19 protein-coding genes and 2 tRNA genes are annotated in these 19334 nt (G+C 66.0%); 12 read left to right on the forward strand and 9 right to left on the reverse strand.

What is annotated here, in order from left to right; translation table 11 throughout:
* Positions 1-114 precede the first annotated feature (114 nt).
* Entirely contained in the window at positions 115-336 is a 222-nt protein-coding gene (locus ACAH01_RS01360; protein WP_372480001.1) for a hypothetical protein, read from the forward strand.
* Here the strand turns inward: ACAH01_RS01360 and ACAH01_RS01365 are convergent.
* Positions 333-1412 (reverse strand): pyridoxal-phosphate dependent enzyme, encoded by a 1080-nt coding sequence (locus ACAH01_RS01365; protein WP_372480002.1) that lies wholly within the window; start codon positions 1410-1412, stop codon positions 333-335. The genes ACAH01_RS01360 and ACAH01_RS01365 overlap by 4 nt on opposite strands.
* Positions 1413-1454: 42 nt before the next feature.
* Complete coding sequence (locus ACAH01_RS01370) at positions 1455-2411, reverse strand: succinylglutamate desuccinylase/aspartoacylase family protein (RefSeq protein WP_372480003.1); 957 nt, start codon at positions 2409-2411, stop codon at positions 1455-1457.
* A gap of 122 nt (positions 2412-2533) precedes the next feature.
* Between ACAH01_RS01370 and ACAH01_RS01375 the strand changes: the two genes are divergently transcribed.
* Positions 2534-2791, forward strand: coding sequence for a hypothetical protein (locus ACAH01_RS01375; RefSeq protein WP_153552221.1), 258 nt, complete (start codon positions 2534-2536; stop codon positions 2789-2791).
* Here the strand turns inward: ACAH01_RS01375 and ACAH01_RS01380 are convergent.
* Positions 2788-3999, reverse strand: coding sequence for a potassium channel family protein (locus ACAH01_RS01380; protein WP_170092964.1), 1212 nt, complete (start codon positions 3997-3999; stop codon positions 2788-2790). The two genes, ACAH01_RS01375 and ACAH01_RS01380, sit on opposite strands and share 4 nt — an antisense overlap.
* A 229-nt stretch (positions 4000-4228) precedes the next feature.
* On the opposite strand from ACAH01_RS01380, the gene citZ reads away from it, so the two are divergent.
* Complete coding sequence (gene citZ / locus ACAH01_RS01385; protein WP_372480004.1) at positions 4229-5365, forward strand: citrate synthase; 1137 nt, start codon at positions 4229-4231, stop codon at positions 5363-5365.
* Between the two features lie 236 nt (positions 5366-5601).
* On the opposite strand, the gene ACAH01_RS01390 is transcribed toward citZ, so the two are convergent.
* The 4 genes from ACAH01_RS01390 to ilvA form a co-directional block, all read right to left on the reverse strand.
* Positions 5602-5683 (reverse strand) — tRNA-Ser (locus tag ACAH01_RS01390).
* Between the two features lie 28 nt (positions 5684-5711).
* A complete protein-coding gene (locus ACAH01_RS01395) occupies positions 5712-5936 on the reverse strand; it encodes a hypothetical protein (protein ID WP_153552218.1) in 225 nt (74 codons plus the stop codon).
* 25 nt (positions 5937-5961) lie between these two features.
* Positions 5962-6339: a Rid family detoxifying hydrolase gene (locus ACAH01_RS01400; RefSeq protein ID WP_015761814.1), complete on the reverse strand. Its 378-nt coding sequence runs from the start codon at positions 6337-6339 to the stop codon at positions 5962-5964.
* A gap of 39 nt (positions 6340-6378) precedes the next feature.
* Complete coding sequence (ilvA, locus tag ACAH01_RS01405) at positions 6379-7590, reverse strand: threonine ammonia-lyase (protein WP_170092962.1); 1212 nt, start codon at positions 7588-7590, stop codon at positions 6379-6381.
* Between the two features lie 269 nt (positions 7591-7859).
* On the opposite strand from ilvA, the gene ACAH01_RS01410 reads away from it, so the two are divergent.
* From ACAH01_RS01410 to thsB, 4 genes are all read left to right on the forward strand, one after another.
* Positions 7860-9494 (forward strand): TrkA family potassium uptake protein, encoded by a 1635-nt coding sequence (locus ACAH01_RS01410; protein ID WP_372480005.1) that lies wholly within the window; start codon positions 7860-7862, stop codon positions 9492-9494.
* A 119-nt stretch (positions 9495-9613) separates the two neighbouring features.
* Positions 9614-9892, forward strand: coding sequence for a hypothetical protein (locus tag ACAH01_RS01415; protein ID WP_170092959.1), 279 nt, complete (start codon positions 9614-9616; stop codon positions 9890-9892).
* A 165-nt stretch (positions 9893-10057) separates the two neighbouring features.
* Complete coding sequence (locus ACAH01_RS01420; protein ID WP_208627418.1) at positions 10058-10450, forward strand: hypothetical protein; 393 nt, start codon at positions 10058-10060, stop codon at positions 10448-10450.
* Positions 10451-10627: 177 nt separating this feature from the next.
* Positions 10628-12301, forward strand: a complete 1674-nt coding sequence (thsB, locus tag ACAH01_RS01425; RefSeq protein WP_372480006.1) for a thermosome subunit beta — start codon at positions 10628-10630, stop codon at positions 12299-12301.
* Between the two features lie 1099 nt (positions 12302-13400).
* Here the strand turns inward: thsB and ACAH01_RS01430 are convergent.
* Positions 13401-13721 (reverse strand): cupin domain-containing protein, encoded by a 321-nt coding sequence (locus ACAH01_RS01430; protein WP_372480007.1) that lies wholly within the window; start codon positions 13719-13721, stop codon positions 13401-13403.
* 206 nt (positions 13722-13927) lie between these two features.
* Here ACAH01_RS01430 and ACAH01_RS01435 point away from each other — a divergent pair, with 206 nt between their 5' ends.
* The 3 genes from ACAH01_RS01435 (at position 13928) to ACAH01_RS01445 (ending at position 17944) form a co-directional block, all read left to right on the forward strand.
* Entirely contained in the window at positions 13928-14335 is a 408-nt protein-coding gene (locus ACAH01_RS01435; RefSeq protein WP_372480008.1) for a hypothetical protein, read from the forward strand.
* 239 nt (positions 14336-14574) lie between these two features.
* Complete coding sequence (locus ACAH01_RS01440; protein ID WP_372480009.1) at positions 14575-17265, forward strand: alkaline phosphatase PhoX; 2691 nt, start codon at positions 14575-14577, stop codon at positions 17263-17265.
* Between the two features lie 10 nt (positions 17266-17275).
* The gene (locus ACAH01_RS01445) at positions 17276-17944 is read left to right on the forward strand and encodes a cell surface protein (protein WP_372480010.1); all 669 of its coding nucleotides are present in this window, start codon (positions 17276-17278) and stop codon (positions 17942-17944) included.
* Between the two features lie 6 nt (positions 17945-17950).
* Here the strand turns inward: ACAH01_RS01445 and ACAH01_RS01450 are convergent, their stop codons facing one another.
* The gene (locus ACAH01_RS01450; RefSeq protein ID WP_208627413.1) at positions 17951-18403 is read right to left on the reverse strand and encodes a reverse transcriptase-like protein; all 453 of its coding nucleotides are present in this window, start codon (positions 18401-18403) and stop codon (positions 17951-17953) included.
* 197 nt (positions 18404-18600) lie between these two features.
* Between ACAH01_RS01450 and ACAH01_RS01455 the strand changes: the two genes are divergently transcribed.
* A tRNA-Gly gene (locus ACAH01_RS01455) sits at positions 18601-18671 on the forward strand.
* Positions 18672-18761: 90 nt separating this feature from the next.
* Positions 18762-19304 carry a DUF1684 domain-containing protein gene (locus ACAH01_RS01460; protein ID WP_372480012.1) on the forward strand — a complete coding sequence of 181 codons (543 nt, stop codon included), beginning with the start codon at positions 18762-18764 and terminating at the stop codon, positions 19302-19304.
* The last annotated feature ends 30 nt before the right edge of the window (positions 19305-19334 follow it).

Here is a 19334-nt window from a genome sequence, read left to right on the forward strand (position 1 = left end):
GATGGACGCCCGGCCGTCTGGGACCCCCGGAAGCCGCCGACTGCCGGTCGTTTCAGACGCCGACACGCCGGTAGTCGCTCTGTAACAATACCGCTCGGGGACCAACCGGGTGCTATGAGCCAGCCATCGTCGGGCGACCCCAATCCGTCGATCGCCCCGGAACCGCTCCCCCAGGAGGAGTTCCCCAGCGAACAGCTGTCTGCCGTCGTCGAGGAGCGTGCGGACGACTCAGAGCGGTGTATCCTCTATCCCGAAGACGTCGATCCGGTCGACGCCGAGACCCACTGGCTCGCCGTCGACGCGTCGTTCGCCGTCGACGTCGCCGACTGTCGCTAGTAATTCTGTCCTGATAGGACGACCACCACGTCCTCGTCCGCCGTGACCGTCCCGGCCGCTCGAAACCGCTCTAGCCCGGCCACCGCGGTCGCGCAGGTCGGCTCGACCTGATATCCGGCCCGTGCGAGGCGGTCGTGGGCTCGCTCGGTGGCCGCGGCGTCGACGGCGACGGCGGTGCCACCGGTCGCGGCGAGGGCGTCGAGCAGCTGGTCGCCCCGTGCCGGTCTGTGGATCTGGATGCCGTCGGCGACCTCGTTGGCGTCGTCGGTCCCGCCGTCACTGGCCGGCTGGCCGGCGGCGATCGGCGCGTAGCCACTGGCCTGTGCGCCAAGCAGGCGTGGCACTTCCTCGGTCCAGCCGGCCGCTCGCAGCGCCCGGAAGCCTCGATAGGCCCCGAGCAGCAGCGTCCCGTGGCCGACGGGGACGACGACCGCGTCGGGCACCGTCCAGTTTCGCTGGGCTGCCACTTCCAGTGCCCAGGTGGCCGTCCCGGCGAAGAAGGCGGGCTGCCAGGCGTGGCTGGCGTACCAGGCGTCCGCCCCGTCGAGGGCGTCGTGGCAGGCGTCGGTCACGTCCCCGCGAGTGCCCTCGATCCGGACCACGTCCGCGCCGGTCCGCTCGATCTTCCGGAGCTTCGTCGGCTTGGCGTCGGCCGGGACGTAGATCTCGGCGTCGATCCCCGCCCGCGCCGCGTAGGTCGCGATCGCCAGCCCGGCGTTGCCAGAGGAGTCTTCGACCACCCGCTCGACGCCCAGCGCGTCGGCCTGGGAGAGCGTGACGGTCGCTCCGCGGTCCTTGAAGCTCCCCGTCGGAAAGACGGAGTCGAGCTTGAGCTGGGCGTCGAACGCCGCGTCGTCGACCAGCGGCGTCCACCCCTCTCCAAGCGAGACGCGACGCTCGACCGGGAGGAACGGTTCGAAGCTCCAGAGCCCACGATCACGGTCCAGCGTCCTCGGGTCCGGCGGGTCGTCGGCGTCGGGCAGCGGTCGCTGGGCGTAGTCCAGGGCGTGGCCACAGGCACAGCGCCAGGGGCCGTCGGGTCCGTACTCGCGACCACAGGCTTCGCAGTGGTACATGGTCGTGGTGTCGGGTCGCCGATACGGAAAGCTGTCGCCCGGCTACACCGAGTCGATGTCGGTGCCGACCGAACAGACGTACTCGCCGGTCGCCACCTGGGGGAGGCGTCGAGCCCGCCAGAAGATCCCGCTGGAGCGGGCAGTAACCACGTCTTTCTGCTGGCCGAACACGTCGGTGATCGTGTACAGCGTGTCGCCGCGTGTGACACGGTCGCCGAGCTGTTTCTGGAAGTCGACGAGACCGCCCGCCGGGGAACCGTACTGGTCGAACCCCCGAGCGCGAGTCTGGGCCTCGAAGCTGTGCGACTCTGCGAGGAACCCGTAGTACCGCAACACGTTGTACACGCCCTCGACGCCACGCTGGATCGACTGCTCGTCCCAGCCGACACAGCCGCCCAGCTCGGGATCGATCGTCGGCACGCCCTCGTCCGGTGCGGCCCGCGCGAGCTGGCCGTCCGGGCCCTTCTGGTCGAGGATGTACCCACAGCCAAACACCTTCGCCAGTTCGAGACACTCGTCGTGGAGGCGGTGGCGCGTGCCACAGCGGACGCGACACTCGTCGATCATTTGCGAGGTCGACCCCTGGTGGAGATCGACCACGAGATCCGCCCGCGTGGCGGCGTCGAACGTCGCCGCGGCGATCCGCTCCGAGGACGTGCCCTCGTCGTTGCCCGGGTACGCCCGGTTCATCTTCGTGTCGTCGATCGGGTTCCGGTGCTCTGCCACCTGGAAGGCGTGGTAGTTGACGATCCCGACGACGAGAATCGTTCCGGAGATCTCGGCGGGATCGAGCCGTGGGACGACCCGCTGGACGACGCCGACGCCGTTGAGTTCGTCGCCGTCGCTCGCGGCCTGGAGGTACAGCGTCTTGCCGTCGTCGGCCCCGTTGACGACGGCGACCGGCAGCCCGACCTCGCTTCCGTCCCGTGTTTCGCCGACTGCCAGCCGTCCCGTGTCCGTCTCGCCCGGCTGGGCCGTCGCCGTCCCGAGGGTAACCATTTGAACGACTTTGGGTGGCCGGGACTTTTACTGGTTCGGATTCGCGCCGTAGCGAGCCCGCTCGCGGTCGTGGGCTGGCCGGAACCGACGGCTCCTTATTCGGGCCGTCCCAAGGGACTGCCGTGTCAGAGAGTCAGCCCGACACCGGCCCCGGCGCGCTCGTGGCAGCGCTGAACGTCCCGACTCACGCCAAGCGCGGCTTCTTCCTGGCAGCGCTGCTCACTGCAGCGGTCTTTGCCTTCTTCGTCGTCATCCCCGGAGCCCAGCGGCCGGCGGTGCTGTACACCGGACTGGCGTTCGTCCTGTTCGTCTCGCTGGGTGGGCTCATCACCGCGGTGTTCGTCGCCGGCTCGGCGATCCGCCAGATCCGGTCGCTCTAGTCGCCGGCCAACGCCTCGAACCGCTGGGCACCACTGCGCGTTCCCTTCGCGATCAGTACGTCGCCGGCTGCCAGCGTCGTCTCCGGCCCCGGCGACACCTCCCAGTCGCCCCCCTCGCGTCCGGTCCGATCGCTCGCGCCAGCGTGACGAACGGCGATGATCCGCATGCCCGTCTCCGTCTTGACCTGCCGTCGGCCGATGGTGGTGCCGTCGAGGGCACTGTCGGCCGCGACCGGGACGCTGACGATCACCTCGTCGGACTCCCGGACCGCTTCGGCGACGACGGGGTGTGTCGAGAGGCCCCGCAGGACGCCCTCGCTGATCTCCAGTGCGGCGTCGGAGATCACCTCCGTCGCCCGGGCCAGGTGGACGAGCCCGCGCAGCGAGATCGGGTCGTCGTGGCGACCGGCCGCCTGGAGCGTCCAGGCCTCGAACCGGGACTGGAGGGCGTCGACCTCGGCTTCGAGTTCGACGACCTCCTCGGCCAGATCCGTGTCGTCAAACAGCACCGCGCCGTAGGCCAGATCGACGGCCAGCTCGCCCATGTCTTTCATCAGCACGATCGAGTCGACGGCCCGCTCTAGGTCCTCGATGTCGCTCTCGGGCGGTGCCGGTGGCTCGTAGCCCTCGCCGGTCGCGTCCCGATACACCTCGCCGATCCCGTCGTCCGGGCCCCGAAAGAGCACCACGTCGCCGGCCGCGACGGTCGTCTCGGCGTCGGGGTTGAGGAGCCAGTCGCCGGCCCGCCGGACCGCGATGGCGCGGACGCCGGTCTCGGTTTCGAGGTTGAGATCGCCAAGCGTCTCGTCGGCGAGTCGCGACCCCGGCGCGACGGTCGCACGGACGATCGTCTCGACGGCCTCCGGGAGCGTGGCCCGCATCGCCTCCGGCAGACCGATGTCTTCGAGCACGACCTTGGCGATGTCGCCGGCCGCGTCGGAGATCTTCTCTGCGGCCCCGACCATTCCCAGCACGGGGGCCAGCGCCTCGGCGTCTTCCGTGTTCCGGGCGGCCATGAGCAGACTCATGCGGGCGCGCAACTGCAACACGTCCATCTGCTCTTCGAGTTCGAGCACTTCCGCGGCGACCTCGTCGCTGCCCAGCAACACCGCCGAGTACGAGAGATCGATCAACAGCTCGGCGGTGTCTTTCATCTCGGCCAGCACCGCCTTGACGCTGACCGGCTCGTAGGCCACCTCGGTCGACATGTCTCCACCTGCGCGGGGGGCGGGCAAAAGCTATTCGCCGTGGCGGCCTCGCCGACGCCGAGTCGCCCGCTCCGAATCACCGTTCTGTCGAACTCTGTGCGGTGGTCGGAACGATCGTCCACTGTCGGCCCGATCGATGGCTAAACGTTCAAAAATCTCCCACACAGACCGGGGCAAGCGACGCACAGAAAGACAATGTTTTTCCCGGCAGGTAAAAAACTCTCTGCGTATGTCCGACGACCTCAAGCAAGGTCTGGAGGGTGTCCTCGTTACCGAGTCGGAGCTCAGCAAGATCGACGGTGACGCGGGCAAGCTCGTCTATCGTGGCTACACGATCGAGGACCTGGCGACCGGCGCAAGCTTCGAGGAGGTCCTGTATCTCCTCTGGCACGGTCACCTCCCGAACGCAGCGGAACTCGACGAGTTCACCGACGCGATGGTCGAGGAGCGACACGTCGACGACGACGTCATGCAGACCGTCGAGCAGCTCGCCGACGCCGACGAGAACCCGATGGCCGCACTCCGAACAGCGGTCTCGATGCTGTCCTCGCACGATCCCGACGCCGAGGCCGACCCGACCGACCTCGACGCAAACCTCCGGAAAGGTCGCCGGATCACCGCCAAGATCCCGACCGTGCTGGCTGCCTTCGCCCGGTTCCGTGACGGGAAAGACGCCGTCGAACCGCGGGAAGACCTCTCTCACGCCGCGAACTTCCTCTACATGCTCAACGGCGAGGCACCGGACGAGGTGCTCGCCGAGACGTTCGACATGGCGCTCGTGCTCCACGCCGACCACGGCATCAACGCCTCGACGTTCTCGGCCATGGTCACGACCTCGACGCTGTCGGATCTCCACAGCGCGATCACCTCCGCGATCGGCACGCTGAAGGGATCGCTCCACGGCGGCGCGAACCAGGACGTCATGGAGATGCTCAAGGAGGTCGACGACGCCGAGCAGGACCCGATCGACTGGGTGAAGACCGCACTCGACGAGGGCCGTCGCGTCTCCGGCTTCGGTCACCGCGTCTACAACGTCAAGGACCCGCGAGCGAAGATCCTCAGCCAGCGCTCGAAGGAACTGGGGGAGGCCGCCGGCTCGCTCAAGTGGTACGAGATGTCCACCGCCATCGAGGACTACCTCAAAGAAGAGAAGGGTCTGGCCCCGAACGTCGACTTCTACTCGGCCTCGACGTACTACCAGATGGGCATCCCCATCGACATCTACACACCCATCTTCGCGATGTCCCGCGTCGGCGGCTGGACGGCCCACGTCCTCGAACAGTACGAGAACAATCGGCTGATCCGCCCACGCGCTCGCTACGTCGGCCCGACAGACCAGACGTTCGTGCCCCTCGACGAGCGATAGGCGGCCGTCCGGTTTTTCGGCCACGTTTCCGAACAGACAGCTGCCGTTCTCAGCGATCCGTTCGCGTCAGAAGACGCCAGCTGTCGCCATGATCGCCGCTCGCGAGTTCGCTCGCTCTGTTCGACCGTTCCGGGGCTGCGACTCGCGAGCTCAAATCCCAGTTATCACCGTCTTCGCCGCTCACGGAAGCCGAGAACACGCTCCACGGTTCTCGGCGTGATGTTCGCTCCAGAAGACGCCAGGACTGGGATTTGAACCCAGAATCCCGAAAGGGAACACGCTTTCCAGGCGTGCGCCTTACCGTTCGGCCATCCTGGCACGCGTCGATACGTCGGCGGGCGTGTGATTAAGGGCTTTCGTTCTCGGCTGGCCGACGCCGGGCGTCGAGGAGGCGGTCGCGGGCGACGGTCGTCAGCGCCGTGGTGGCGAGGCCGACCAGCAGGGCGACGCCGGCCTTGACGCCAATGGTCACCGTAGCGGCGGCGAGTAGCTCGTAGCCCTGGACGAGCACGAGAAAGGACAGCGCTCCGACGACGCCCCACAGCAGGCTCTCTCTGGTCCGATCGTCCATACCGACGCTGTGGGTCGGGCAGCCTTTACTTCGTCGCAATCGCCTCGATCTCGACGCCGACGCCCTTCGGGAGTTCGTCGACGCCGACGGCGCTGCGGGCCGGCGGCTCGCTCTCGAAGAAGCTCTCGTAGGCGTCGTCCATCGCCTCGAAGTCGTCGATGTCGTCGAGGTACACCGTCACCTTCAGCACGTTGTCGAGGCTCGTGCCCGACGACTCCAGGATGGCCTCGACGTTTTCGAGGGCCTGCTGGGCCTGTACGTCGATGGCGGCCTCGTCGAGCAGGTCGCCCTCGGGGGTCAGCGGGATCTGTCCGGCCGTAAAGACGAGGTCGTCGGTCGTCGTGGCCTGACTGTACGCTCCGACCGCGGCGGGGGCGGCGTCGGTACTGACAATCCGTTTCATACGTCAACGCGCGACCGGCGAGGGCATAAATGTGGGGCGCTACACCAGCACTTCGACCTCGAAGCCCGCGTCTTCGAGCCGGTCGAGCAGCTCCGCGACGTGGTCCGGTCCCCGCGTTTCGAGATCCAGTTCGACCTCGGCGTCGTTCATGGCGATGTCCCGCGAGGTCCGGTCGTGCTCGATGCCGTAGACGTTGACCTGGGCCGCCGACAGCACCTCGACCAGTTCCTCCAGCGAGCCCGGCCGGTCCTCCAGGACGGTCCTGATCTTGCAGTACCGGCCGGTCTCGACCAGCCCTCGCATGATGACGTTCGTCAGCGTGTTCAGGTCGATGTTGCCCCCACAGAGCGTCGGGACGATCGTCTCGTCGTCCTCGTAGTCGAACTTCCCTTCGAGCAGGGCCGCAAGCGGGACCGCGCCCGCTCCCTCGGCCAGCGTCTTCGACCGCTCCAGCAGCGTCGTCAGCGCGACGGCGATTTCGGGATCGGAGACGGTGACGACCTCGTCGACGCGCTCTTCGATCACCTCGAAGGTCCGGTCGCCGACGGTCCGTGTCGCGATCCCGTCGGCGATGGTCTGGACCGAATCGCGTTCGATCCGGTGGCCCTTCTCTAGGGACTCGGCGACGCTGGATGCACCCTCGGCCTGGACGCCGATCACGCGCACGTCGTCGTCCTGGCCCTTCAGCGCCGTCGCGATCCCACTGATGAGGCCGCCGCCGCCGATGGGGACGATGACGGTGTCGACCCCGGGCAGGTCCTCGTAGATCTCTAGCCCGATCGTCCCCTGGCCGGCCATCACCATCTCGTCGTCGAAGGCGTGGACGTAGGTCCGGCCGGACTCGCGCTCGATCTCGTGGGCCTTCTGGGCGGCCGCGTCGTAGTCTCGCCCGTGGAGGACCACGCGACCGCCGTAGTTCTCGGTGGCCTGGACCTTCGAGACGGGGGCGCGTTCGGGCATGACGATCGTCGAATCGACGCCGATCCGGGTCGCAGCCAGCGCCACGCCCTGTGCGTGGTTGCCCGCGCTGGCGGTGACGACGCCCGCCTCGCGTTCGGACGCCGACAGTGTCGCGATCCGGTTGGTCGCGCCACGGATCTTGAACGAGCCGGTCCGCTGGAACAGTTCGAGTTTGAGGTGTACGTCCGCGCCCGTCATCGACGAGAAGGTGTGCGAGTAGTCGAGCGGGGTGTGTCGAGCCGTTTCGGCGACGCGATCGCGGGCGGCCAGCACGTCATCGAAAGCGAGCATACTGGCAGTTACACCCCGGTGCTTGTTACTGTTGGCGCGACAGCCGTCGCTGGGCGACGTTCGGGGAAGGGGAACGAAATGGATGGTGCCCACCACCGATGGAGGGTGTGCGGGTGATCCAAGGACACGAGATGGGTTAAAAGCGATGAAAGCGGAGTGAAAGTGTAACCGCAGGACGTGAGACGGAGCGAACGAGCGTCTGACACGTGGCTGCCGGCCGCTCGGTGCAGGGAGAACCGTTTTTACCGAGGTCGATAAGACTGGTGTAGATGGACACCTGGAAGCGACGGACTGCGCTGTACGTCGTCGGGCTGATCGGCGTCATGCTGGGCTTTACGCTCGTCTACGACTACGGCATGAGCGCGTTCGACGGCCGGCCACGGACGTTTCTGGAGGCTCTCCAGGTCGTCGTCGAGACGTTCACCACGACGGGGTACGGGTCAGACGCCAAGTGGGAGAGCCCCGAGATGCTCCTGCTCGTGACGGTGATGGACATCACCGGCGTCGTCATGATCTTCCTGGCGCTGCCGGTGCTGCTCTTTCCGCTGTTCGAGGAGGCCGTCTCGACGAACGTCCCGACCACCGTCGAGAACGACATCGAGGACCACGTCGTCATCTGCACCTACACGCCTCGCGGGGAGACGCTCGTCGGCGAACTGGACACCTGGGGGGTCGACCACGTCGTCGTCGAGCCCGACCGCGAGCGGGCGACCGAGCTCTACGAGGACGGCCACCGCGTCATCCACGCGGACCCACAGTCGGTCGAGGGGCTACGGAACGCGGGGCTGGCAGACGCTCGCGCGCTGGTCGCCGACGCCGCGGACGAGGTCAACACCAGTATCATCCTCACGGCTCGCGAGGTCGACGACAGCGTCTCGACGGTCAGCGTCGTCGAGGAGCCAGACCGAGAGCGGTACCACGACCTCGCCGGAGCAGACCACGTCGTGTCGCCGCGTCGGCTGCTGGGCGAGAGCCTCGCCGGAAAGGTGACGACGAGCGTCTCGACGGCCGTCGGCGACACCATCGAGATCGGACAGGACTTCGACATCGCGGAACTGCCGATCCACCGCGGCAGCGATCTCGTCGGTCGCACGCTGGCCGACAGCGAGATCCGCGAGGAGTCCGGCGTCAACGTCATCGGCGCGTGGTTCCAGGGCGAGTTCGAGAGTCCGCCCTCGCCGGACGCGACCCTCGACAACGGCACCGTGTTGCTCGTGGCCGGCCGCGAGGACCAGCTCCAGCGACTCAAGGACATGACGCTGTCCAGCGTCCGCCAGTTCGGCCACGGCGAGACCGTCGTCGTCGGCTACGGCGAAGTCGGACGGACCACGGCACGGGCCCTCGACCGGGCGGGCATCGACTACACCGTCATCGACCACGAAGACAAGCCCGGCGTCGACGTGGTCGGGGACGCCACCGAACCGGACGAACTCCGGGCCGCCGGCATCGCGGACGCTCGCACCGTCGTGCTCGCGCTGTCCGACGACACCGACACCGAGTTCGCCACGCTCGTGATCGGCGACCTCAACCCCGACGTGGAGATCATCGCCCGTGCCGAACAGACCGAGAACGTCCAGAAGATGTACCGCGCGGGTGCAGACTACGTCCTCTCGCTGGCGACGATCAGCGGCCGGATGCTCGCATCGACGATCCTGGCCGACGAACAGGTGATCTCGATGGACGAGCAAGTCGAGATCGTCCGCACCGCGGCCGACAAACTCGCCGGACAGACGCTCGGACAGGCCCGTGTCCGGGCGCGGACGGGCTGTACCGTCGTCGCGGTCGAACGCAACGGCGACGTGATCACCGACGTTGGTCCGGACGTACACGTGGCCGACGGGGACGACCTCGTCGTCGCCGGCACCGACGACAGCGTCGACCGGTTCCGTGCCATCTTCGACTGACCGGGCGTGTTAGCGGTTTCTCGCCGATCTGACGGCGGTACCACGGAGGCAGGGAGGGCTCGTCCTGATTGCGGTCACTTCACAGCCCTTTCGGTCCCTGATCGCGTGTCTTCCGATAGATGCATCCCTCTCGTGTGGTCTCGCTGTGCTTCCTGGGAGTCAGTCTCCTCCTGGTCGCACAGCTCGGTGTCGTCTCTCCGTTCGCGCTGACCCTGCCCACCGTCGTCCAGTTGCTCGGTGCCGCCATGCTCATGCTGGGGAGCCTCTACGGACTGGTGCGGTACGAGGAGAACCCGATCGTCACCGAGTACGGCCCTGCAGCGTACCTCTTGATCGGTACGAGCCTGTTCCTGTTCGTGGCGCTGGCGCTGTCGATCGGACTCTCGCTCGGTGTGTGACCGGTCCAGACGCGCCCCTCGGGCGTTTCGCGAGCAGGCCACTGCCCCCCGACAGCTAATACTGCCGGCTGTAGCTTCGTGAAGATCTTCGCCACCCCGGGGTGGCGAAATCGTTCACAGATGTACAGCCGGTAGTATAAGGGCACGCCGGACGAGGGATCGACTATGACCGACTACCGCGCCAACTACGCGATGGTGTCCTTGCAGGAACAGCTGGGGCCGGACCCGAACGCGCTCGACGTACCGTGGGCGACGTTCTCGGCCGACGAGAGCGACGTCCACACCTTCGAGGTGCCGACGGCCGATCCCGTCGAGCCGTACGTCCAGATGCAGGTCTACGACGTGGGCAGCTACGACCACGAGCTGTTGATCAACGGCCAGGCGCTGTCTGGCTTCGACCTCCCGACGGAACACGGCTGGCAGTACTGGATGGACACCGTCACGTCGGCGCGCCTGCGCGAGGGCGAGAACACCCTCCAGTTCCAGCGCGATACGACCACCGACGACAGCTTCGTCGTCGGGACGCTCACCGTCAACTGGAAGGAACCGGTCGACTAGAGCCGTATAAAAGATGGGGGAGTCGGGGACCTTCCCGTGGCAACACTTCCCACGCTATTCGCGTCGTTCGGGCGTCGTCCCCGGGTTTCTGATCTCCTGACCGTCGATCCGTCGATCCCGTCGACGGGGTAAAACCCACACTTTTATATAGAAGCACATTCAATCAATCGAACGATTATGAGCCAGCGGCAAATGCAGGGTCAGCCGATGATCATTCTGGGAGAGGACTCCCAGCGGATGAAGGACAAGGACGCACAGAGCCACAACATCTCGGCGGCCCGCGCGGTCGCGGAGTCGGTCCGATCGACACTCGGTCCGAAGGGGATGGACAAGATGCTCGTCTCCTCGCTCGGTGACGTGACCGTCACGAACGACGGCGTCACCATCCTCACGGAGATGGACATCGACAACCCGACGGCCGAGATGATCGTCGAGGTCGCCGAGGCCCAGGAAGACGAGGCCGGCGACGGCACGACGACCGCCGTCTCCATCGCGGGCGAACTGCTGAAAAACGCCGAGGAGCTCCTCGAACAGGACATTCACCCGACGGCGATCATCAAGGGCTTCGACCTCGCGTCGACGGAAGCCAAGAACCAGATCGGCGAGATCGCCACGTCCGTCGAGCCCGACGACGAGGCACTGCTCAAGAAGCTCGCCGAGACCTCCATGACGGGCAAGGGCGCGGAGCTCAACAAGGAGCTGCTCGCCCAGCTCATCGTCGACGCGGTCAACGCCGTCACCGTCGAGGCCGAGGACGGCTCGGTCATCGCCGACCTCGAGTTCCTCAACATCGAGACCCAGACCGGCCGTGCGGTCTCTGACTCGGAGCTCATCGAGGGCGCGGTCGTCGACAAGGACCCCGTCCACGAGGAGATGCCGACCACCGTCGACGACGCCGACGTGCTCCTGCTCGACACGCCGATCGAGCTCGACGAGACCGAAGTCGACGCCCAGCTCTCCGTCGACGACCCGAGCCAGCTCCAGAACTTCCTCGACAAGGAAGAGGAGCAACTCGAAGAGATGGTCGACGCCATCGCCGCGACCGGCGCGAACGTCGTCTTCTGCCAGAAGGGCATCGACGACATGGCCCAGCACTACCTCGCCAAGGAGGGCATCCTCGCCGTCCGCCGGGCCAAGAAGTCCGACATCGAGTTCCTCCGAGAGGTGCTCGGCGCGAACATCGTCTCCGACGTACACAACGCCACCGCCGACGACCTCGGCCACGGCTCCGTCCGCCGGGACACCGAGGAAGAGCTCTTCTACGTCGAGGGCGAGGGCGACGCCGCACACGGCGTCACGCTCCTCCTGCGTGCCTCCACCGACCACGTCGTCGACGAACTCGAACGCGGCGTCCAGGACGCACTCGACGTCGTCGCCTCGACGGTCGCCGACGGCCAGATCCTCGCCGGTGGCGGCGCACCCGAAGTCGAACTCGCCAGCCGCCTGCGAAACTACGCGGACGGCGTCGAAGGCCGCGAACAACTGGCCGTCGAGGCCTTCGCCGACGCGCTGGAGCTCATCCCGCGCACGCTCGCAGAGAACGCGGGCCTGGACTCCATCGACTCGCTGGTCGACCTGCGCGCCGCCCACGAGGGTGGCGACGTCCAGGCCGGCCTCGACGTGTACAGCGGTGACGTGGTCAACACGCTCGACGAGGGCGTCGTCGAGCCCGCCCACGCGAAGCGACAGGCGATCTCGTCGGCTGCCGAGGCGGCGAACCTCGTGCTCAAAATCGACGACATCATCGCGGCTGGCGACCTCTCGACCAGTGGCGGCGACGAGGAAGGCGGCCCCGGCGGCGCGCCCGGCGGCATGGGCGGTATGGGCGGCGGCATGGGCGGCATGATGTGAAGTTCGGTTAGAACAACACACCACCCCAAACGCCGTAATCTGACGCCCGGATCGTCCGCAAAACGCGGTTTTTCTCCGTCTTCGATCGAATAGCGGTTGCGCCATCGTTTCGACTCGAACGTCCGTCCAGCCGACAGAGTGCAGACAGCGCCGACGAGAACACAGACACCTTCCGCGCTATGGGATGCGTGTTACTGCAAGTACTGTCAGACGATTGCTCGCGGTAGAAAGAGTATTACACAACTAAGAGAGCGACATATATGGTACCGTATAAAATTGGCGTGAAAAGAACCAATAGGGCGCGGAGGATACGATGACGCGTTGCCGCGAATCCATATAATAGCGAGTACGTAGCGGAATCAACTGCGAAAAGTTTGAGATACCAGAGCCCCCGGGAGACACCGACACTGCCAGGCGACGCGGTCGAGGACACCGCTGAATCGAGTGTCGCCAAGAACAAAACAAACAAAATAATCATGCTACTAATCAAACCCCAGAAGAATACTACTGGGATCTCCCACAGCGACACCTCGGTTCGGAAATAAGTGTAGGAGAGAGTGCCGATGATGACCGGGAATACCATAGTGGATGTTATATTTAGTATTCGTAATGAGCTCGGAATAGAGATGGTATTCGTGTGTGTGGCGAACGATAGAAAACCGCCGGTAAGGAGGACGATGATTGCTGGGACGAGCGATTTTCTCGGATCTATCGCGATAGTCTTCCAATTCACATCCATCTTCATTTATTATTTATTTCGTTTGTTTCATGACCTTCAACACCATTCGGCTGAGTGACACTACCCTCGTTATATTGAATGTCACTCACTCTAATATTATTAACATCTTCTATGACACGCTGTAGATCCCAAACCGATTCTCCTTTTTCGTGTAGGAAGGAGCTTTACGGTAGTATGTGCGCCACGATATGAGAGAGCAACCGGAGAGTGACCGCTGGACCAACGAACAGGAAACCTGGTGACCCGCGAGGCTCGCGGCTGCGGTCGTCGATCACTCGTTCGCTCCACCTACCACATCCGTTTTCACCTGCACCACACTTTGACCGATCTTCGTTCGCTACAACCCGACAGCAACAGCTCTCAGGGCGCACCGACGAGCACGAACGTGCTCTCGGTGTCGCCGTTCTGGATACTGCGGGTCGCGTCGGGCGACACTCGGAGCGCGTCGCCGGCGTCCATCTCGACGGCCTCGCCGTCGACGGTGACCGTCGCCGCGCCCTCCGCGAGGTAGTACACCTCCTCGTGGTCCTCGTCGGCGTGGTCGTGCTCCATCCCGCTCCAGCCGGGGTCGCAGTCCAGCACCGTCACGCCCAACTGCTCGGTTCCGAGGGCGTCTCGCAGAAAGTGCATGCTCTCGGCGCGCGGTTCCACGTCCTCGTAGTTGACCAGCGTGTGGGACATCACTCGGTACGTCGACTGCCAGCGTCAAAGGCCTTGACCCGGCGGCGGACGATCCACACACCGACCGCACGACAGCAGTCGATCGGGTACGCATCCGTTTGCGGTGGCTCCGCTCGGTCGTGCAAATAGTTCTCACAGGAGGCTGTGGGACCGCTCCGTACGACTCTTACATACGTTGATGTGGTCTCCCTCCGAGCGACCGGTGTATGTCTCAGTCACGGGAACGACAGGAGGGCGAACAGGTCTGTGCGTCGTATCCGCTGGACATTTCGGTCGTCGAACTCCCCGCGGAGGAGGGGTCACAGTATCGGTTCGAAGCGCCGGACCACTGTGGGAAGACCTTCGAGGACGAGGAGAGCGCGCTGCTGTACGCCGACGTGTACTTCGACGTCAACGGCTTCGCGGAGGTCGGGACCGGCGGTCGGGGTATCCCGCCGGAGATCGTCCAGGCCGGCCGGGACACGCTGGCGGCGTACTTCGTGACGATGCCGGGCGTCGACGCCCAGTGGGTCGCTTCCTTCTACGGCCACAAGCCCGAACGGGCCGAACGCTACGTCTCGCGGGTCCGCAAGCGCGCCAGTGAGATTCGCGAGGGCATCGTCGACCGTCAGTGACGCTCTGAACCGGCCCGGTACCTGTACACCTCTCGTCTCACAGTCGACGGCGGGGCAGTCCGCCCTCGAACTCTGTCGAAAGCCCGGAATTTTCCCGGCGCTGTGTGAAATTATTTCTCAATAGATATCGAGATAGTTTTGATTAGGGTCGCCTAGTAATTTCGGTCACAGCGGTACGTCGACGCACGGACCCCTCATATAAACGAGCTTTACCAGCGGTTCCCCGGATCCACCCGCAGATGGTAGATCTCAATCGACGAAATCTAATGGCGAGTTCGGTGGCAGCGGCGCTCGGTGCGAGCGTCGCGGGTGTCGCGAGTGGTGACGAAGTGGGTGAATCGGACACGCCGGGTGCGCCCGGTGTGAACGGGTCGTTGAAGCGGTTCTCGACGACCTCCTTCGGCGCGGAAGTGACTGGCCCGTTCGTCTTTCAGGACGGCAGTCTCCTCTACAGCAACCAACACCCCGCGACGGGCGACCGTGGCGGCGACTTCGAAAACTCGGACGTGAAGGCAAACGAAGCGCCCTTCGACCGGGCCGGGGTGGGCTACTTCAGTGGCTTCACGTTCGAACTGGACGGCGACAACGACGACTTCTCCGAGCTGTCGGTTCCCTCGACGGTCGACGAACAGGGACGGATCCGTTCTTCGGAGGGCGAGTACGTCTTCCTGGCGCACGCTCGGGAAGAGATCCAGGGCGGCGACGAGCGATTCGGCGTCGTCCAGACCCCCGACGGCACCGAGATTACGCAGGACAACTTCGCGGGGACCCAGTACGGCGCGGCCGCGACCAACCCCGACTGCAACCAGTTCATCCCGACGAACGACGACGGGACGGAGGGGTATCTCTACACGAACTGGGAGAACAGTCCGGGCAACGTCACTCGTCTGCCCGTCAGTCGGACCGACGAGGGCGAGTGGGAAGCGGACCTGGAGAACGCCACGAACCTGGCGAACACGGAACCGCTCCGCGAACTCGGCGGGACGCGGATCAACTGCTACGGCGACCGCAGCCCGTGGAACACGATGCTCTCCTCGGAGGAGAACTACGCTCACCCCCGTGTTTCGCTGACCAACACGGTCGGCGACATCGAGTCGGCCGGCACCGGCAAGGGGCTCGTCGCCAGCTGTCAGTTCTGGAACCGGCCGAACCCGGTGGGTATTCAGGACGCGATCGACGAGTACTACGGCGACGACTCGTGGTTCGTCCAGGGGTACTGGGCGCTGGACGGCGTCGAGTTCCTCGCGTACTACCTCGGCGCAGAGCAGGTCGACCAGACCGGCGACAACGAGAACAACACGACGAACCCGATCGGCGACGTGTACCCCAACCCCTACCGCTACGGCTACCACGTCGACTTCCGCGAGCCGGCCGCTGAGACCCCAGAGCCGATCAAGTACTACGTGATGGGGCGAGCGGCCTGGGAGTCGCCCGACGTGTTGCCCGACGAGCGGACGGTCTATGGCTGCTCGGACGGCGACAGCAAGGGCATCTACAAGTTCGTCGCCGACGAACCGATCCCGAGCTACGAGGACCCGATGGACGTCGAGGGGACTCTGTACGCGCCGAAGATCACCAACGACGCGGCCTCGGTCGCCGACGGCGGCGAGCGCAACTCTCCGGCAGCCGCCTCTCTGGAGATCGAGTGGCTGGCACTCGGCCACGCCAGCAACGCCGAAATCGAGTCCTGGATCGCCGAGTACGACGACGTGACCCAGGAGGATTACCTCGAAGCCCACGCCGAGACCGACTGGACCGACGACCTGGCGACCGCGCTCGAAGAGGCCGACAAGGCGGTCGTCGAGGACGGCAACCAGAACTACATCACGAACGACGAGATCGTCGAGTGGGCCGCCCAGTACGAACAGAACGGCCCGGAGAACGTCGACGAGGCGCTCCGACGCGTGCCCTTCCTCGAAACGCGCGCCGCCGCCAAGGAGATCGGAGCCTCCATCGAGTTCAACAAGGCAGAAGGCGTCGACAGCCAGGACGACGCCGGCCCCGGCGACTTCGTCTACTTCGGCATCTCGGAGTTCAACGACGCCCTCGCGGACGACGAGGGCGACGTGCAGATGGACCGCGTCGACGGCGGCGTCGTCTACCGTGGCCAGATCGAACGCGACTACAACGTCTCGACGCTGGAGCCGGTGATCGTCGGCCCCGACTTCACCGATCCGGCCGCCGACGCCGACGACGCCTTGCGCAACATCGACAACGTCTACGTGATGGACGACGGGCGCGTGCTCTGCTGTGAGGACGGCTTCGGCGGCCCCGCTCGTTCGTACCCCAACGACGGGCTGTACGTCTACCAGCCCGACGCGATCCTCGACGCTTCGGCCGTCGCCGTCTCCCCGGAGGCGACCGGCACCGTCGATCTCACGATGAACGCCGCGCCGGGTGGATTCGCCGGTGGGGAGTTCACCGTCTCGCTCACCGATCCCGAGGTCGCGGCGATCTCCGACGTGACGTTCCCCGACGCGATCGGCCTGCAGAAGGTCAGTATCGCCGACGACGGTTCGAGCGCGACGATCCGCGTCGGCGACATCGAGCGCTCGATCCAGCCCGGCTCACTCGACGTGACGCTTGCCGGCGTCGAAGTCACCGGCAGTGCTCCCGGCACGACGGACCTCGCGGTGTCCGTCGAAGGGATCGACGACGAGGCGGGCGTCGAGATCGGCGTCGAGACCCGTCGCGGGCTCGTCATCACCGGCCCCCCCGCTGCCGGCGGCGGCGCTGTCCCGGAAGACCCCGACAGCGACGGGCGCTACGAGGACGTCAACGGCAACGGGCGCGTCGACTACGACGACGTGGTCTTGCTGTTCGAGGCGATCGACTCCGACGCCGTCCAGCTGAATCCGGAGGCCTACGACTTCAACGACAACGGTCGGATCGACTTCGACGACGTCGTCGAACTCTACGAGGAGATCTGATCGTCGACCGATGACCACTCGACCGCTCGTCCTCGCCTGCGTCGTCGTCCTGGCGGCCTGTCTGGCGGTCGCGCCCGCCGGAGGCGTCCAGAGCGAGCCGACGCTCACGATCGACGACGCGACGCTGGAACCGGACGGCTCGACGACGGTTCGCGTGGCACTCGACTCGGCTCCGGACGGACTCGCCGGGTTCGAGGTCCGCCTCGCGCTCCGCTCTGGCGTCGCGACCGTCGGCGGTGCCGAGTATCCCGACCAGTTCCGACCGACGACCGACCCCGACGTCGGTCCCGACGGCCGGGAAATCACGATCGAGGCCGCAGACCTAGAGTCCGCAGTCGGCCCGGGTGCCACGAACGTGACCCTCGCGACGGTCACCGTCGAGGCCAACGGCACGGGCACCGCGCCCCTCGCCGTCGAGGCTGCCCAGATCGACGACGACGACGGCGGTCGCGTCGATCCGGGGACGGCGGCGGGCACCATCGCAGTCGATGCGCCGACGGCGACCCCGACGGAGACGGACCGGCAGCCGACCACCGACGCAGCGTCCGGCGGCGAGCCACCCGAGACGGACGCGTCGGGCGGCGGTGCGGTGACGACGACGGGCTCCGGTCCCGGCTTCGACGGTCTGGCCGCGGCGCTCGCACTCGCGATCGCGGCCCTGCTGGGCCGCCGACGTTGACCTCGGCTACTCGGTCGCGTGGCCCGACTGCGCGAGTTCGTGGGCGCGCTCGTTGCGCCCCCGCCCGACTGCGCGGTAGGTGACCGTCGGGATCTCGTCGACGGCCGCCCGGATGGCCGCGACGCGCTGGCGCATGATTCGGTCGCCCGGCGTCGCGTCGGTCGCCGGGTCGACCGCGTCGATCACCGCGTCGGCGTCGCCGTGGACGTGTAACGAGGCGATCCGCCCGTCCAGGCCTGCGACCGCCTGCACGCTCTCTAACAGCGCGCGGTACTCCAAGTGTGCGCTGGAGACGAACGTCCGAACCGGAAGCGATCCCTCTATCATCGTCTCCGTACCGTCTTCGACGACGAACCCCACCGCTGCGGAGGTCGGCGTCGCGTTGTCCTGGCCGTAGCGGACGCTCGCGTCGAAGTACAGCAAGAGCGACGGCGGAAGCGGGTCCGTCCGTGGCGTCACGGCGACGACTGGGGCCTGTAGCGACAAGTCGCTGTCGTCCGACGAAACGCTACGTTCAAGTGCGACCGAGGTACAACGTGTGAACGAGCGCCGTTGGTGAGCGAACGAGTAGTTCGCGATCCGCGGGGCGAACGAAAAGAGCGCCGTTGGTGAGCGAACGAGTAGTTCGCGATCCACGGGGCGCGAACGTAGTGAGCGCGCCGTTGGTCCAGTGGTAGGACATTAGCTTCCCAAGCTAATAGCCCGGGTTCAATTCCCGGACGGCGCATTCTCTCGTGACGCTCGTCGCCGAGCCCGTCGTGTCTCGCTCGCGTCCGACAGCCGGCAGTATAAACCTCCCCGTGGCGTACCCCACCCCATGAGCGACGTACCCGACGGATGGGCCGACGAACTGCGAGCGAGTCGCGAGGAGAAAGACGCCTTCTTCGACGAACACCGCCAGTCGCCGATCCCCCCAGAGGACCGCGAGGACTTCGATGGGCTGGACTACTTCGCACCCGATCCGACCTACCGGGTGACTGCGACGGTCACCGTCGCCGACTCGCCCGAGCCGGTCGAGATGGAGACCAGCGACGGCCGGACGGTCCGCTACCGGCGCGTCGTCACGTTCGAGTTCGAGATCGACGGCGAAGCGTACGAACTCGCGGGCTACCGTCAGGACGCCGACGACGCGATCTTCGTCCCCTTCCGCGACAAGACGACCGGTCAGCAGACCTACTCCGGCGGGCGCTACATGGAACTGGAGCCCGACGAGACCCTCGCCGACGGCGACGAGGTCGTGCTCGATTTCAATCTCGCGTACAACCCCTTCTGTGCGTTCAGCGAGACGTTCTCCTGTCCGCTTCCGCCCGAGGCCAACTGGCTCGACACCACGATCGAAGCGGGTGAGCGGGAGTACTGACGGATCGGCCAGCGGGCTGTCAGACCCGAA

Source organism: Halomicrobium sp. HM KBTZ05 (genome assembly GCF_041530035.1).
GTDB lineage: Archaea > Halobacteriota > Halobacteria > Halobacteriales > Haloarculaceae > Halomicrobium.

What these genes read in the sequence shown, in the direction of transcription:
- ACAH01_RS01360 (WP_372480001.1), top strand. Translation starts at nt 115, where the DNA reads ATGAGCCAGCCATCGTCGGGCGACCCCAATCCGTCGATCGCCCCGGAA.
- ACAH01_RS01365 (WP_372480002.1), bottom strand. Translation starts at nt 1,412, where the DNA reads ATGTACCACTGCGAAGCCTGTGGTCGCGAGTACGGACCCGACGGCCCC.
- ACAH01_RS01370 (WP_372480003.1), bottom strand. Translation starts at nt 2,411, where the DNA reads ATGGTTACCCTCGGGACGGCGACGGCCCAGCCGGGCGAGACGGACACG.
- ACAH01_RS01380 (WP_170092964.1), bottom strand. Translation starts at nt 3,999, where the DNA reads ATGTCGACCGAGGTGGCCTACGAGCCGGTCAGCGTCAAGGCGGTGCTG.
- citZ (WP_372480004.1), top strand. Translation starts at nt 4,229, where the DNA reads ATGTCCGACGACCTCAAGCAAGGTCTGGAGGGTGTCCTCGTTACCGAG.
- ACAH01_RS01395 (WP_153552218.1), bottom strand. Translation starts at nt 5,936, where the DNA reads ATGGACGATCGGACCAGAGAGAGCCTGCTGTGGGGCGTCGTCGGAGCG.
- ACAH01_RS01400 (WP_015761814.1), bottom strand. Translation starts at nt 6,339, where the DNA reads ATGAAACGGATTGTCAGTACCGACGCCGCCCCCGCCGCGGTCGGAGCG.
- ilvA (WP_170092962.1), bottom strand. Translation starts at nt 7,590, where the DNA reads ATGCTCGCTTTCGATGACGTGCTGGCCGCCCGCGATCGCGTCGCCGAA.
- ACAH01_RS01410 (WP_372480005.1), top strand. Translation starts at nt 7,860, where the DNA reads ATGGACACCTGGAAGCGACGGACTGCGCTGTACGTCGTCGGGCTGATC.
- ACAH01_RS01415 (WP_170092959.1), top strand. Translation starts at nt 9,614, where the DNA reads ATGCATCCCTCTCGTGTGGTCTCGCTGTGCTTCCTGGGAGTCAGTCTC.
- ACAH01_RS01420 (WP_208627418.1), top strand. Translation starts at nt 10,058, where the DNA reads ATGACCGACTACCGCGCCAACTACGCGATGGTGTCCTTGCAGGAACAG.
- thsB (WP_372480006.1), top strand. Translation starts at nt 10,628, where the DNA reads ATGAGCCAGCGGCAAATGCAGGGTCAGCCGATGATCATTCTGGGAGAG.
- ACAH01_RS01430 (WP_372480007.1), bottom strand. Translation starts at nt 13,721, where the DNA reads ATGTCCCACACGCTGGTCAACTACGAGGACGTGGAACCGCGCGCCGAG.
- ACAH01_RS01435 (WP_372480008.1), top strand. Translation starts at nt 13,928, where the DNA reads ATGTCTCAGTCACGGGAACGACAGGAGGGCGAACAGGTCTGTGCGTCG.
- ACAH01_RS01440 (WP_372480009.1), top strand. Translation starts at nt 14,575, where the DNA reads ATGGTAGATCTCAATCGACGAAATCTAATGGCGAGTTCGGTGGCAGCG.
- ACAH01_RS01445 (WP_372480010.1), top strand. Translation starts at nt 17,276, where the DNA reads ATGACCACTCGACCGCTCGTCCTCGCCTGCGTCGTCGTCCTGGCGGCC.
- ACAH01_RS01460 (WP_372480012.1), top strand. Translation starts at nt 18,762, where the DNA reads ATGAGCGACGTACCCGACGGATGGGCCGACGAACTGCGAGCGAGTCGC.